This window comes from Microcoleus sp. D3_18a_C4 (assembly GCF_036702415.1).
Classification (GTDB): Bacteria; Cyanobacteriota; Cyanobacteriia; order Cyanobacteriales; family Microcoleaceae; genus Microcoleus.
Genome location: NZ_JAUBTI010000031.1, coordinates 16,493 through 30,638 on the forward strand (window position 1 = coordinate 16,493; position 14,146 = coordinate 30,638).

Annotated in this window: 12 protein-coding genes; 7 read left to right on the top strand and 5 right to left on the bottom strand. The window is 43.6% G+C overall.

Translation table 11 applies throughout. From position 1 onward, the window contains the following. The first annotated feature begins 158 nt into the window (after positions 1-158). From QUB16_RS15845 to QUB16_RS15855, 3 genes are all read left to right on the top strand, one after another. The gene (locus QUB16_RS15845) at positions 159-992 is read left to right on the top strand and encodes a HEAT repeat domain-containing protein (protein ID WP_333283217.1); all 834 of its coding nucleotides are present in this window, start codon (positions 159-161) and stop codon (positions 990-992) included. A gap of 401 nt (positions 993-1,393) precedes the next feature. Continuing rightward, positions 1,394-3,205 (top strand): hypothetical protein, encoded by a 1,812-nt coding sequence (locus tag QUB16_RS15850; protein ID WP_333317447.1) that lies wholly within the window; start codon positions 1,394-1,396, stop codon positions 3,203-3,205. Positions 3,206-3,379: 174 nt separating this feature from the next. After that, on the top strand, positions 3,380-4,006 hold the full coding sequence (locus QUB16_RS15855) for a HEAT repeat domain-containing protein (RefSeq protein ID WP_333317449.1): 627 nt from the start codon (positions 3,380-3,382) through the stop codon (positions 4,004-4,006). On the opposite strand, the gene QUB16_RS15860 is transcribed toward QUB16_RS15855, so the two are convergent. Both QUB16_RS15860 and QUB16_RS15865 read right to left on the bottom strand, forming a co-directional pair. Further along, positions 3,995-4,288, bottom strand: coding sequence for a DUF2103 domain-containing protein (locus QUB16_RS15860; RefSeq protein ID WP_333107423.1), 294 nt, complete (start codon positions 4,286-4,288; stop codon positions 3,995-3,997). The two genes, QUB16_RS15855 and QUB16_RS15860, sit on opposite strands and share 12 nt — an antisense overlap. Before the next feature lie 100 nt (positions 4,289-4,388). Beyond that, positions 4,389-4,856, bottom strand: a complete 468-nt coding sequence (locus QUB16_RS15865) for a response regulator (protein ID WP_333317451.1) — start codon at positions 4,854-4,856, stop codon at positions 4,389-4,391. 170 nt (positions 4,857-5,026) lie between these two features. On the opposite strand from QUB16_RS15865, the gene QUB16_RS15870 reads away from it, so the two are divergent. Both QUB16_RS15870 and QUB16_RS15875 read left to right on the top strand, forming a co-directional pair. Then, complete coding sequence (locus QUB16_RS15870; RefSeq protein WP_333317453.1) at positions 5,027-6,010, top strand: Rpn family recombination-promoting nuclease/putative transposase; 984 nt, start codon at positions 5,027-5,029, stop codon at positions 6,008-6,010. A gap of 123 nt (positions 6,011-6,133) precedes the next feature. Beyond that, positions 6,134-6,460, top strand: coding sequence for an antibiotic biosynthesis monooxygenase (locus QUB16_RS15875; RefSeq protein ID WP_333107428.1), 327 nt, complete (start codon positions 6,134-6,136; stop codon positions 6,458-6,460). On the opposite strand, the gene cas6 is transcribed toward QUB16_RS15875, so the two are convergent. After that, positions 6,461-7,342 (bottom strand): CRISPR-associated endoribonuclease Cas6, encoded by an 882-nt coding sequence (gene cas6 / locus QUB16_RS15880; RefSeq protein ID WP_333317455.1) that lies wholly within the window; start codon positions 7,340-7,342, stop codon positions 6,461-6,463. Positions 7,343-7,740: 398 nt separating this feature from the next. Here cas6 and QUB16_RS15885 point away from each other — a divergent pair, with 398 nt between their 5' ends. Together QUB16_RS15885 and QUB16_RS15890 are read left to right on the top strand one after the other, a co-directional pair. Further along, positions 7,741-10,371, top strand: a complete 2,631-nt coding sequence (locus QUB16_RS15885) for a M1 family metallopeptidase (protein ID WP_333317456.1) — start codon at positions 7,741-7,743, stop codon at positions 10,369-10,371. A 204-nt stretch (positions 10,372-10,575) separates the two neighbouring features. Beyond that, the gene (locus tag QUB16_RS15890) at positions 10,576-11,073 is read left to right on the top strand and encodes an NUDIX hydrolase (RefSeq protein ID WP_333317458.1); all 498 of its coding nucleotides are present in this window, start codon (positions 10,576-10,578) and stop codon (positions 11,071-11,073) included. 113 nt (positions 11,074-11,186) lie between these two features. Here QUB16_RS15890 and QUB16_RS15895 read toward each other — a convergent pair whose 3' ends face one another. Continuing rightward, positions 11,187-12,617 (bottom strand): hypothetical protein, encoded by a 1,431-nt coding sequence (locus QUB16_RS15895; protein WP_333317460.1) that lies wholly within the window; start codon positions 12,615-12,617, stop codon positions 11,187-11,189. Then, positions 12,610-14,142, bottom strand: a complete 1,533-nt coding sequence (locus QUB16_RS15900) for an ATP-binding protein (protein ID WP_333317462.1) — start codon at positions 14,140-14,142, stop codon at positions 12,610-12,612. Before QUB16_RS15900 ends, QUB16_RS15895 begins: the two co-directional genes overlap by 8 nt. Positions 14,143-14,146: the final 4 nt, after the last annotated feature.

A 14,146-nucleotide genomic window follows, 5' to 3' on the forward strand; every position in this document is an offset into this window, starting at 1 on the left:
AAAGAGTTGGGCCAAGCGAAGAGTTGGGTTTCGCTCGCGCTCTACCCAACCTACACTATCTACATTTTACCTATGAGGGGTATTACCCTTTTTAAATTCGCCAACAGTCTCTTCCAATCGCCGAATAACTAATAACTAATAACTAACAACTAATCACTATGGATTATTACGAATCCGACTCAGCGCCGGCGGGTGTAGCTGAGGGCGAGTCTTTAACTGTTGAACAGGCGATCGCAAATTTGCACTCCCAAGATTACAGTCTCCGGTATTATGCTGCTTGGTGGGTGGGCAGATTTCGAGTCAAGGAACCGGCAGCTATTGCAGCTTTAATTGCCGCATTAGAAGAAGAATCAGAACAAACAAAAATTGGCGACTATTCCCTATTACGAAATGCGGCGCGGGCTCTGGGTAAATTGGGCGACAAACAAGCCTTACCGGCCCTGATTCGCTGTTTGGAATGCGCCGATTATTACGTGCGGGAAGCGGCGGCTCAAGCTCTAGAAATGCTGGGCTATCGCGATTCTATTGAGCCGCTAATGAAGCTATTGGATGGGGGCGTAGCTGTGGCTGTGCGAGTGCCAGGAAAATCGCACCTCGTGCAACCTTACGACTCGGTAATTGAAGCTTTGGGAACCCTGCAAGCGACAGAAGCAATACCGCTAATTTCACCTTTTTTAGAACATTCTGTGGAGCGGGTGCAGTACGCTGCGGCGCGGGCGATGTATCAGTTAACTGGTGAGCGGGTTTATGGAGAGCGGTTGGTAAGTGCTTTGAATGGGGATAATTTGCAGTTGAGGCGATCGGCTTTGATGGACTTGGGGGCGATCGGCTATTTGCCGGGAGCGCAAGCTATTTCTGAAACTTTAGCAGAAAATAGCCTGAAATTGATTGCGCTCAAAGGAGTTTTGGAGCATCACCTCAATCAACAAGAATCTCTATCTTTGTCAGATGAGGCTATCCGCGTTATGGATTTAATGGATAGTTTACTGTGAAAAAAATTAGTTTACAAATGAAATAGGATTGCTGTAGCGATTCTCAATTGTCGGCCGTAAATTCAGGAGACAGCACATTTCAGGACACAGCGCCGTGCTGTTTCCCTACCGCATATCTGTATTTCATGGAGTTGAGAACTGCTATTTTCTCGCTTTTATCCGGGTGAACCGATGGCTGATGATTTGATGGAATAAGAAACGAGGCTTTAGGTACTAATTTTTATAAATTTCAGTGAAAATACTGAGGTTTGTAGCTGTAGTTGGTGAAACCGAACTGTTAAAATAATATTACCATCTGGATGAGTTTTCAGTTAAAAAAGTTTGGGTTTTGACGGCGGGCGATCGCGGAATGCTGGGAGATGGTTGTGTAGCAGCTAGAAGTATAAATCGGGGGATTCATCATGAACAACGATCCTTTTGAAGTCCAGGTGCAACATTTTGCAGCGCTTAAGTCCAAGTATCAAGCAACAAAATATGAAAATTCATCTCCTTCTAGTCTTCTGTATCTCATTCTGCAAAAAGCTGATTTAGAATATGCAATTACCGACTTCGAGTGGGATTGGTTAGTAAACCAAGGGCTTTTGGAAACAATAGAAGCTATCGAGAAAGAGCCACTACATAAGGATGAACAACGAAGAAAACTAGATGCTAAATTTTTTCAACTCAAGTCTAAGTTCAAAGTAACCAGAGATCCCGATTTACGGCTATCCAGTTGTTTGTATCCTATCCTTTGGAAGCTTGACTCTGAAAATCAGCTAACTGACTTAGAAGTTAAATACCTGAAACAACGGGGGCTTACTGAAACAGTTGCTATCGTTGAAGAGATGGCGCGATTTGCTGCACTAAAGGCTAAGTACCAAGCAACTGAAGATCCAAATTGTTCGCTTGATAGCCCCTTGTATCAAATCCTCAAGCAACTGGATGCACGACAAATATTAAGTGATGTAGAGGCTAACTGGCTGTTCAACAACCAACTGATTGATACTCTAGAAATTTTTTGGCAACAAAAAGCTGGACGGGAAGCTGAGTTTGCCCAACTCAAGGATAAGTACAAAGCTAGTGAATACCCAGAAACATCTGTCTGTAGTCCGCTCTATCAAATCCTGAAAAACCTGGATGCAGATATACAGTTGAGCGAGTCAGAACTTAACTGGCTGGAAGAGCATCAACTGAGCGAAACGCTTAGCATTGTTTTGGAGATTGAACAAACACGGCACTTTGCTGAACTGAAAGCTAAGTATAAAGCTACTACCTATGAGGATTCATCCCTCTCTAGCCATCTTTATAAAGTTCTCAAAAAAATTGATTTAGACAATCAGCTAGGTGAGCAGGATATTAACTTTCTGAAAAAGCGTAAACTGACTGAGACAATTACTCTTGCGCTTGACAAATATGTTGCTAGTCTGAAGTCTAAGATTCAATCGGGAGAGCTGTTGAGTGAGGCTGATATTGATTGGGTGAAACAGAATGGACGTGAGGATGTAATTACTTTTGCCCAAGAAAAGGAATTTGCTGCTCTGAAGGTCAAGTATCGGATTATAGATCGTGATTTCCCTTTCGATCCGTTTTACGCAATCATGGTCAAATTGGAGAAAGAAGAGCGTCTAGATCCTGTGTTAGTTGTTCAGTTAATACAACAGGGACTTTTAGCTAGTCATGGAAGGATTGCTATGGCTTACCACAGACTTGAAGCGCGTTTCTACGATCGGGAATATGAGCGCACTGGAAATAAATGGAACTTGCCCAACGCCAGCAGTCATTGGCGCAAGGCAGATGAACCGAAAAGTGCATTGCAGGTGACAGAAAATCTGGACTTCGACAAAATAAAAGAAAATAAGCTCAAGTCAGCTTTGCTAACAACTAGGGGCGGTGCTTTTCGAGATATTGATAAATTAGATGATGCACAAAAGTGCGCGCTCAAAGCTATTGAGTATCAGCCTCAGAGTCATCATCCTTACACTTTGATGGGAGCTATTTGTTTTGAGCGGAGTCAATTTTCAGAGGGTGAGCGTTGGTTTAACGAGGCAATTAAACGCGGTGCTGAATCAGAAGATATAGATTCTGAACTCAAGCAGGTTGTCAAAAATGCTAAGGATGAGAAGCGTCGGGAAGTTGTGGAATATCTGCTGAAAAAAAATCCGCAGCGGTATGCTTGGGCTAAGTCTTATAGGAAGCGCCAAGGCGGTGAGGATGCACAGCGCAAGAATTCCTAGCGCGGGTATGGAGTCGAGTTTTTTGCCGATTCGACTCTTTAACCAAGACTGTCCTACTTCGAGCAGGGTAAGCTTTTTAAGTTAATCGCCGCGCCTCACCCACGCTGCAAAAAGTTCGATCGCGCGATCGACCCAACCTACAATTACAATAGTCACGGTAAAGCTTACAAATAAATGGCATTAGAACTAATTCAGGCTGTCGAACAAGCAGATTCTTCCGAAGGCTTGTTAAACGCAGTCAAAGCACTGGCGGCGACTCCCTCAACACAAGCAATTCCTACCTTAATTACAGTGCTCGGTTACAACAACCCAGGCGCCGCTGTTGCCGCCGTTGACGGGCTGATTCAACTCGGAGAAGCTGCGGTGCTGCCGCTTCTAGAACAGCTTGACGGCTACAATTACGGGGCGAGAGCTTGGGCTGTTCGGGCTTTGGCGGGAATTGGCGACCCCAGGGGTTTGGAGATTTTGCTCGATGCAGCGGCGAATGACTTTGCTTTGAGCGTGCGGCGGGCCGCGGTTAGGGGTTTGGGGACGATTTGCTGGGAATTGATGCCTGCAGAACAAATTGCAGATGCTCAACTTCGCGCTGTGAAAACGCTGCTGCAAGCGTCCCGAGACCCAGAATGGGTGGTTCGCTACGCAGCAGTGGGGGGTTTGCAAGCTTTGGCGAGTGCTGCGACTGTTAAACCGGATTGGTTAGCGGAAGTTTCGGCCAGACTTGAGGAAATCACCCAAAGCGATGAAACTACTTCAGTTAAGGCTCGGGCTTTGCTTGCTAAGAAAATATTGTCACTTGGCTAGGGTTTGGGCGATCGTCTCTTCCAAGTCCCCTTGAGTGAGAGTCGTTAATATAAAGACTTCTTGTACGGTTTTGCCCTGTCGGGCGATGATTTTAAATCCCCCGCGGATGGGTACTGACACTCTTAATGTCATGCGGGGGATGTGTCCTTTAACTTTGTTGATGACCCCAGGCGTGACTGTTTGAATGCCGATTTTTAGGGTGAGGCGCTCTAAAATTGGTATCAAACCGGGAAGGTGGGTAGAGTGGTTCCAAACAAGGCGGCCTTTGGGTTGTGCGTTCATAAATATTTAACCAAATTCAACATACCCAGTCTAAGCCACCCCTGGGAGGAACCAATTTGCAATTCCCTCAACTTCTGTATCCATAACGTTACTGTGCGTGTCATTGCGAGCCAACCGAGGCAATCTCAAACCGAGATTTTTGATTGCTGGCGCGCAAGCTATGATTTGATGGCGCAGAATTGTCCTGTACTTTTTGATGTTGTGGGTTGGTAACTGCCGGTTTTTCTAGTTGAGTGGCGATCGCCCCGAGGATTTCTGTGACACTGCAAGGTTTCTGGAGATATCCGTCTGCTTTGAGTTCCAGGACTTTTTCCATCTCCGAGGCTGTCATAAAAATAAACGGAATGCTGGCGGTTGCAGGGTGCGATCGCACGGCGGCGAATACTTCAAAACCGTTTAGTTCCGGCATCATGACATCAGACAAAATTAAATCGGGAATTTGGGCAGCTAACTGGATACCAACTTTTCCATTTTCAGCGCCGACAGCTTCAAAACCGCGCGATGCCAGAACTTCTAATACCGTTTCTCGAATTAAGTTATTGTCTTCAATTACTAATATTTTGGTCATTGTTGTTACTTTTATGTTGGTTTTATTTTTACTTGTATGTTAAATTTATACCACCCGTATTTTCATAAATTCAAGTGGGCTATTGCAGCGACCCAGTTTTCGCAGCCCCGAAGCGATCGCACTTCATCAAAATCTTTCATAAATCAATCAAACAGATTAGGAAAAATATCATGAGATTTATCAACCCTAAAACAGACTTTGCCTTCAAAAAAATCTTTGGTTCCACCGACAGCCAAGATATCCTTATCAGCTTCTTAAATGCTCTAATTTACGATGGTCAGCCAATCATCCAAGACTTACAAATTATTGACCCTTACTCGGCTGCTACCGTTAGCGGGCTCAAAGATAGTTATTTGGATGTCAAAGCTCGAATTACCGGCGACAAAACGGTAATTATTGAAATGCAAGTTTTGAATGTAGCTGCTTTTGAAAAACGAGTCATCTACAACCTAGCCAAAACCTACGCCAACCAACTCAAAATTAGAGATAGTTATCCGAGATTAAAACCAGTAATTGCTTTGACGATTACCGATTTTGAAATGTTCCAAGAACAACCTGATGTTATTTCTCATTTTATTTTCAAGGAAAAAGAGAAACTATTTGATTATCCCGATCTCGAAGTTGAAATGTTTTTTGTCGAGTTGCCGAAGTTCAAAAAAGAGTTAGATGAACTCACAACGTTGACTGATAAATGGATTTATTTTATGAAGCACACTCCAGATTTAGAAACAATCCCAGCCACAATGGAAACAGTTCCAGAACTAGAAAAAGCTTTTCAAATTGCCAATGAGGCTAACTTAAGCTTGAAAGAGTTGCAGGATATGGAAGCCGAAGAGAGAGCAATCCAAGAACAGCAGGGAATAGTTTCTAGAGGGATAGAAGAAGGTTTGGAACGAGCTAGGGTTCAATTGATGCGAGAAGGGATGCAAGCAGGCCGTCAAGAAGGTCGTCAAGAAGGCATTCAAGAAGGTATCAAAGCAGGTCAAAGAGCGTTAATTTTGCGCCTTCTGGAGCGACGTATAGGAGCTGTTAATCCCGATGTAGTTTCGCGAATTGGGGAATTATCGGTTGAGCAATTAGAGAGTTTGGTAGAGGAGGTAGTCGGATTTTCTAGTTTATCCGATTTAATGGTTTGGTTGGATAGAGCAGAATAAGGGACAGAGCGATCGCTGTGAGGTTTTTTTAGGTCGATCTACTTATAAACAGCGATATTCACAAATTTCGGGCGATCGGGTAAAATATAACTTAGTGTATCGCTATTAAGTGAGGAAAAAGATATGTCAGAATTTCTCGACTTTCTCCGACATCAGTTTGCCTACGTTGCCATTGGCGAATTTAAACCAGGAAAATTTGAAGCTGCAGAACAACTTTTTGAAAAAGCCGTTGCAACTTATGCCACAGGTTTTAAGGGAGCATACCTGCTGCAATTGCCCAATACAGACAAAGGTATTGCCATCATTTTTTGGGAAAGCGTAGAAGATATGGCAGCCAATCAAAGCGAAGCTTATCAGGAAATATTGAAGCAGATGGCGCCTTTGTTTGCGAAAATACCAGACACTGATGTTTATGAAATAGTCAGTGAAATTCAGCCCAAAGGTGAATAATTAAAAATCATGCAACCGGCGCGTCATTCCCATTCCCATCGGCGTCTTTCGCCCGACTCCGCTGTAAAGCGCAAAATCTGCTAAAGTGTTAATTTGCTTGATAGTAGCAGGAGCTATATCTCCCATAATTCGGTAACTAATATCGCCGACGCAGCCAATAAATTTACTGCGAGAATCCGTACTAACTTCTGTTCTGATATCGAAGAAACTGGGAAAAATAGCTTCTGTGAAAGTAGGTTCGATCGCAATCCGGCTGTACTTGTTCCAGCGATTAGCTAAACTGCCAAAAATACTCTCACGAGTGGGCATAGCACTATCGTATACACCTTGCCTAAAATTAGTAGGAGTGCAAAAACTAAAAGCAATTTGGCGCTCAGTTTCCGAAGCTCTATCGAACAATTCGGCGTAAGTACAAAAGTTTACCCAAGGCTGGTTTGATTGCGGTTCGCTCAAAATATTAGTAATGTATATATTTGTCGGGCCGAGATGCCAAGGGCGAGCGAAATTAAGTTGCTGCCAAAGTTGCGTTAGGCGATCGAACAAACCGTCATCCAGCAGAGAAATCCGCCACCAAATCGGCGTATTTTCCTGAATTGCTTGCTTGTGTTCCCACTGTACAGCCGGAGATATTGTGCGGGAAGCCGGAGGCAAAACTCTCTTTTGTGGCTGCGGCGTACTGCTTTTGTAAGCCTCTTTTTTACTTACTTGAAAAGGGCTTAAAGTGAAAGCTTTTTCATGAGATTGGTCGTGCAGGTACGCGCTCAAATCGCTGTCTACAGCACTCACAAGGTTCAAAAATAAAGCGTGGAGATGCCGTCCCGTTAAAAACTGAGATGGAATTGGTGCAACTGGCAGCAGGTTTAAAACAACGCTGTGGGGCATTTTAAAATTATATACTGTGTCTGTATAGCCTTTCTCAGTAACATGAGGTGCTCATAGGGCATAGGGCATATATCGTAATTGGTTTTTCTGAGTTAAGTACATACATTCAGTTTCGCTACAGAATCTATTTTACAGCAAAATTTCTGTTGATACCCACAACTTTTGTAAAGCCGTGCTAAAAGCACGGGGTTTCTACCCAATTTTCCGATGATTGCAGACATTAGCCTTGCTGATATTGTAGCGAAAAAATCATATTTTCCATCCCCTCAACGATAGACCCAGTTTTCACCAAGTTAGCGACAACAGCAGCTAGGACGCGCTACTCTATAATAAGCTGGCAGTTCAGCCGGATCGGCGCTGCCAGCGATCGCCGCTCGACTCACAACTTTGCCATCACAATGTCAAATACTTACTTCGATTCTGAAAACAATCACAAATCCTTCGAGATGCCCGGTGCTCGGCCGCATTACAACCCGGATCGCCCCGGTCAAGTAGAGCACATTTTCCTCGACTTAGTGCTGAATATTCCCAAACAAAGCTTTCGGGGCACTTGCAGCATCCGCATCAATCCAGTCCGCAGCGGTATTGACAAATTAACCTTAGATGCGGTAAACCTCAACATTGAATCGGTAAAAGTTGGCGAAACCGAGCAAAATTTCGACAGCGACGGCGAAGTGCTGCAAATTCAACTGCACGAACCAACAGAAGCTTACCAACCAATTACTATTGCGATCGAATACTCGGTCGAAAAACCCCAACGCGGCCTTTATTTCGTCGGCCCGGACAAAAACTATCCAGACAAACCAACACAAGTTTGGACTCAAGGCGAAGACGAAGATTCCCGCTTCTGGTTTCCCTGTTTCGACTATCCCGGACAGTTGGCAACTTCCGAAATTCGAGTGCGAGTTCCCAGGCAACTTTTTGCCATATCCAACGGTGAATTAATTAGCACAAAAAACGACGGAGACGAGAAAATTTATCACTGGTCGCAAACCCAGGTACACCCGACGTACTTAATGACCTTAGCAGTCGGAGATTTTGCCGAAATTAAAGACGAATGGAACGGCAAACCAGTTAATTATTACGTGGAAAGAAGCCGCGAAGCAGACGCTAAGCGCAGCATGGGCAAAACGCCTCAAATGATTGAATTCTTCTCGAAAGCATTTGGCTATCCTTACCCTTTTCCCAAATACGCTCAAGTCTGCGTCGATGATTTCATCTTCGGCGGTATGGAAAACACTTCCACAACTTTGCTAACAGATAGGTGCTTGCTAGACGAACGCGCCGCCCTCGACAATCGAGGTACTGAAAGCTTAGTCGCCCACGAATTAGCTCACCAATGGTTCGGCGATTTAGTAGTAATTAAACATTGGTCTCACGCTTGGCTGAAAGAAGGTATGGCTTCTTATTCCGAGGTGCTGTGGACTGATAAAGAATATGGCAAAGAAGACGCGGCTTACTATATGTTAAATGAAGCCCGCAGTTATTTAGCTGAAGATAGTTCCCGCTACCGCCGCCCGATGGTTACTCACGTTTACCGCGAAGCCATTGAATTGTACGATCGCCATTTGTACGAAAAAGGTGCTTGTGTCTATCACATGATTCGCGCCGAGTTAGGGGACGAATTATTTTACAAAGCAATTCACACTTTTGTGCGGGATAACGCTCACCAAACTGTAGAAACTATCGATTTGCTCAGGGCGATAGAAAAGGCTAGTGGTCGCAATCTCATGTTTTTGTTTGACCAGTACGTTTATCGCGGCGGTCATCCAGATTATAAGGTTGGTTATTCCTGGGATGGTGACAGCAAATTAGCAAAAGTTACTGTCACTCAAACTCAGGTAAAAGACAGCAAAAATGGCAACGGCAACAGCAAAGATGTATTCGATCTGAAAATTCCGATCGGCTTCGGTTACAAGCCGGAAAAAGAAGCAGACGATGACAGTTGGGCCCGTTCAACCCCGAACCTAAAAACTTTCACAGTCCGAGTGCATGAGCGCGAGCAAAGCTTCTATTTCCCTCTCGAAGAGAAGCCTGCATTTATCAGTTTTGATGTCGGCAATAAATACTTAAAAACTGTTGTGTTAGAGTATGGAATTGCGGAACTAAAAGCTCAGTTGCAATTCGATCCAGACCCGGTTTCGCGGATTTACGCTGCCCAAGCTTTGGCGAAGAAGGGAGGGCTGGAAGCGGTGAAAACGCTGTCAGAAGTTCTCAAGAAAGAGCCGTTCTGGGCAGTACGGGCAGAAGTTGCTGGTCAGTTAGTTGAAATTAAACTCGACCAAGTTTTTGAAGGTTTAGTCAGTGGTTTAAAAGATAAAGATGCTCGTGTTCGTCGCGCTGTGGTGAATGCGCTGGGTAAAATCCCAACTCACGAAACTTATAAAGCGCTGAGATCGATCGTCGAAAAAGGCGACGACAGCTATTATGTAGAAGCCGCAGCAGCGAGTGCTATGGGCTCAATTGCAGCGGCTAACCCCGACGAAAAACCGACGGATGAACAGGTACTGAAAGAGTTAAAATTGGTGCTGAAAGAACGTCAGGGGTGGAATGAGGTAGTGCGATCGGGTGCGATCTCCGGTTTGGCGCAGATGAAAACTTCTGAAGATGCGCTGAATTTAATATTGAAATACACAGCCGCCGGTACTCCGCAAGCTTTGCGCTTGGCTGCAATTCGAGCTTTGGGCACAATTTCGACTGGTCAAACGAAGGTCAATTTAGAACGGATTTTGCAGCGATTGGCAGAATTATCTAAAGAGACGTTTTTCTTGACTCAAGTCTCTGTAGTAGCGGGATTGGGACAAATGCAAACTCGCAAAGCTATTCGCATTTTGCGTTCTTTAGCTGACCAAACTCCCGATGGTCGCGTCCGCCGCATGGCTGATGAAGCTGTGCAAAGAGTGCAGAAAAATGCTGGTTCTGATGCAGCGGTAAAGCAGTTGCGCGAGGAATTAGACCAGGTGAAAAAGGAGAATCAAGATTTGAGGAGTCGGATGGAAAATTTGGAGGCTAAGGCGAAGAAAGATTAGGTGTAAAACCCCATACCGGCGCAGATAAAGGTAGATATTGGCGATCGGCTTTTATCTGCTTGTCGGTAGAGGATGGCGCCTGGTTATTATAATAATATTATTGTTCAGTGGGAGTGCATGGAAATTTCCTATTTTCCACAGAAGGGAAAACCAAAATATCTCTCTTCTCCACTTTGTTTTCTCAACTGGGGAATTATCTAGAAGGTGGATGCAATTTTTATTTTTGAGTTGTCAACTGTTGATGAAGTTGCAGTAGCTTTTTCACCCAGAAATATTGCCCAAATTATGAGTATAAGAACCGCTGTATTGATAGAGCAATCGGGGGTAATTCCCTATCGCATTCAAGAGGGACAAATTGAAGTAATGCTGATTACTTCTTCGGCTAGCAAGCGCTGGGTTATTCCCAAAGGATTAATTGAACCTGACATGACTCCCCAAGATTCCGCCGCCAAGGAAGCTTGGGAAGAAGCAGGTTTGTTGGGTAAAGTGTTCCCGGATTTGCTAGGAACTTACGAGTATCAAAAGTCCGGCTGTACTTGGCTGGTAGGAGTATTTTTAATGGAAGTGCAAGCAGTTCTGGAAATTTGGCCCGAAGCTAGCAAGAGAAAGCGGCAGTGGGTAAGTATTCCTAAAGCAATTAAGCGGGTTAACGAACCGGAACTCAAACTCATTTTTGCGGATTTGCCACAGAGATTCTGGTGAACAATACCCAGAAGCCCGATCTTTTTAAGAAGTCGGGCTTCTAATTCGTCGCATCAGATGTAGCGATATGTTTATCCCCAAGTATCAATAAAAATTGATAATGATGCAAAATTTCAAGCTGTCCAATCACGATCGCCGACAGTCCATACAGAGAAAAGAGTTAGGATTCCGAGAATTCGCTTCATACTTAACATTCCAATCCCGTAGTACGAGTGAGTTGCTTTGATCAGAAACTGAAGAGACTTGAGATAGTTTCCTTTGTGCCAATATAGGAATGATAAGCTCAGTATTGAGCTAGCAGTTCCGTGCAAGTTATTAATATTTTGCCTAATGTTGAACGATTGATTTAAGCAAGCTTCAGCCTCATTGAGGCGTAATCTGTCTTTCGTCAGGTAAATCCTGCCCAATTGTTCATAACAATCAGAAATGCCTTTTTGATCCTCAATAGCTTCATATCGTTGTAATGCGTTTAACGCTGGTTCTTCAGCCAAAGTCGCTTGTCCTCGATTGATTATAACCCAAGCTAGGTGATGTGTAATCCAAGACTTCGCATTCTCATTTTCTATTTCTTCGCATAGGCTATATGCCTGTCGAAGCAGATTCTCAGCTCTTTCATAATTCTGATTAATGGTAGAGTTTAACGGCTGACATAACCTCTTGTACAAAACATTAGAAAACCAACGCAACCCAAATAAACGTAATATGTTAACCAGTAAAATCTTAACGAGATGTTGTCTAGGAACAGAACTTTTACGAAGTACAATTCCCTGATGTGCTAATGGTACTATTAGTCCTGTCATCATTCCATTCTGTTGTCGAAGACGAAAGACATCGCCAAATAGATCGAATGCCTTACTGAATGAGCCAGTAGTCATAGTATAGAATGCTAGCCCTTCTAGAAGGTCAGTCTTAAGTTCAGTAAAGGTGTCTTGTCCCGCATTTTCAATAGAGCTTAGAGCGTTTTCTAGGTTTGGAACCCCAACTTGATATTGACCCATTTGAACTTGACAACCAGCGAGACGAGCGAAAGCTTCTATATACTCTCTACTCTGTGGTGGTTCTCTTTTACAAATATTTTCATAAATTTGAATTGCTAAACGTCGATCACCTAAACTTTCGGCTGCTTTAGCCTTGAGCATTTTGAGAAAATATTTACCACTCTCTTCATCCTGAAGTCCGTCAAGGATCATATTTACTGTTTTTAAGAGTTGGTTCCCTTGTCCATTGTAGAGAAGGTAAGAATAGAGTGGCATATCTGGAACATTAGAGATTGAGCTTTCAATCTCGGCTTCCAGAACCTGAATACTAGCAGCATAATCTTGAGCTTCACAAAGGTGATAAATAGCTTCCAAAAACCCTTGCGCCTGACTGAAATCTGAAGATTTATTTTTCACGATTAGTTTTAAATTTTGAGTGCGCTTCAACCAGTTGAATGCAGCTATGTATTGTCTGCGTTTTGCTCCCTGCTTTACAGAGTATAGAATTTTATCATCCAGTCCCAACTTTTTGATAAGTTGACTGCTATTTAGTTGAATTTTATTCATTTTCAGAACACTGGTCAAGTATTTTTAGCTGTGATAAAGATACGCTACGAATTAGATTATGTTGTCTCAGCAAATACTGATAGTTACTATCATCTAGTACCACTTCAACTAAGTAACGATCTCGTAACGCATCCAATGCGGATCTCTGCTCTTCTTCATCCCGATTGCAATATTCCAAGTGGCTTAACCAGAAATCTTCAGGGACAGCGCACCGATAAATCGAGGTTTCACACAGCATGATGTAAGCCCATTTTGCATCTTTTTCTAGTCGAGCAAAGGTTTTATTCAAACGCGATCGCACATTCTTTCTCAACGTGTTTGTAAACCGATCTAATTGCCATTTATCATCTGCCCCAACAGTATTCCCTTCTTGAGCTTCAGCAATCGCCTTCTCCACCTCTTTCACTTCATTGCCATACTTGTTCCAGTACGCCAGCACATTTCCTTCAAATGGTTTATTTTTGATTTCTCCTGCAATGACTCTTAGTGCCAAGGGATGCCCCTCGTAAGCACTACCAATCTGTTCTAAATACTTTCTACTAATGGAGTTAGGGCTTACGTCCAGCTCCGTTTTTTCAAACAAAGCAATTTGTTCAGGTTCCTCAAGACCGCTCAAAGGCTGGCAGTGCCAGAAGTTTTTTGATCGCGTACCCACTTCTTCAATTTTCCCAGGTAAATCTTGAGAAGTCAGGATAAAATAGCTTTCACAGGAATCTACTTTCAGGTAGCTCTCAAAGAACTTGAGCCACAACGGATCTTTAAAGTCGCTCCACCCTTCCTCTTCATTACCATGCAAAATGTTTTCCAGAGAGTCCATTTGTACCAGATAGCGATTTTCACGCAAATGTCTGATTAGCCGACTAAGAAGCCGCTTTGGATCTTTGCGATCTTCGGGAGTGATCAGTTCTCCCCATTTTTCCAGCCAACGGGCAGCAACACTGGCAAAATCGGAGGTTTGCTCTTCGTCATCAAAGTTTTCCTGGTGATAGTGTGACCAGTTATTTTCCAACCAGTCGGCAACTTCTACTGCTAGCCGTTCACCAAGAGACGTTTTGCCAATCCCTGCGATACCAACCAGGATCAGTAAGCGACAGTTGCTACGAATGCGATCGCTTAACTCTCGAATCAGACTTTCCCGACCAACCCAGGCCTCATCGTAAGCAAAAAAGTTGGGAGAAATAGGCTGATTTTGAGTCGGACGACTGCAATCTCCATTACTTAACCCATTTTCTTTCAGCTTTGGCAGAATCTCACAAGGAACAAATCGACTAGCATTTCTCTTGTTGATTTTGCATAAGGATTGAGCTAAATTAATTAAATCTTCACGTCTTATTTCCTTCAAGGCTTGCTCAAGCTCTTGAAGTTTCTCTCTACTTTGTAGCCAGTGTAAAATCTCTTCAGATTCCCTGCCTGCCTCCCAGGATCGACGTTCGTTAATGGGAATCTCTAAGTAGAGCGCTAAATCCTTATGACTGTCACCAAGTTTTTGGCAAAAGTTTAACTTAATCTTACCTACTTCAGACATAGTT

What these genes read in the sequence shown, in the direction of transcription:
- QUB16_RS15860 (WP_333107423.1), bottom strand. Translation starts at nt 4,288, where the DNA reads ATGAACGCACAACCCAAAGGCCGCCTTGTTTGGAACCACTCTACCCAC.
- QUB16_RS15885 (WP_333317456.1), top strand. Translation starts at nt 7,741, where the DNA reads ATGTCAAATACTTACTTCGATTCTGAAAACAATCACAAATCCTTCGAG.
- QUB16_RS15895 (WP_333317460.1), bottom strand. Translation starts at nt 12,617, where the DNA reads ATGAATAAAATTCAACTAAATAGCAGTCAACTTATCAAAAAGTTGGGA.
- QUB16_RS15870 (WP_333317453.1), top strand. Translation starts at nt 5,027, where the DNA reads ATGAGATTTATCAACCCTAAAACAGACTTTGCCTTCAAAAAAATCTTT.
- QUB16_RS15845 (WP_333283217.1), top strand. Translation starts at nt 159, where the DNA reads ATGGATTATTACGAATCCGACTCAGCGCCGGCGGGTGTAGCTGAGGGC.
- QUB16_RS15875 (WP_333107428.1), top strand. Translation starts at nt 6,134, where the DNA reads ATGTCAGAATTTCTCGACTTTCTCCGACATCAGTTTGCCTACGTTGCC.
- QUB16_RS15855 (WP_333317449.1), top strand. Translation starts at nt 3,380, where the DNA reads ATGGCATTAGAACTAATTCAGGCTGTCGAACAAGCAGATTCTTCCGAA.
- QUB16_RS15850 (WP_333317447.1), top strand. Translation starts at nt 1,394, where the DNA reads ATGAACAACGATCCTTTTGAAGTCCAGGTGCAACATTTTGCAGCGCTT.
- cas6 (WP_333317455.1), bottom strand. Translation starts at nt 7,342, where the DNA reads ATGCCCCACAGCGTTGTTTTAAACCTGCTGCCAGTTGCACCAATTCCA.
- QUB16_RS15900 (WP_333317462.1), bottom strand. Translation starts at nt 14,142, where the DNA reads ATGTCTGAAGTAGGTAAGATTAAGTTAAACTTTTGCCAAAAACTTGGT.
- QUB16_RS15865 (WP_333317451.1), bottom strand. Translation starts at nt 4,856, where the DNA reads ATGACCAAAATATTAGTAATTGAAGACAATAACTTAATTCGAGAAACG.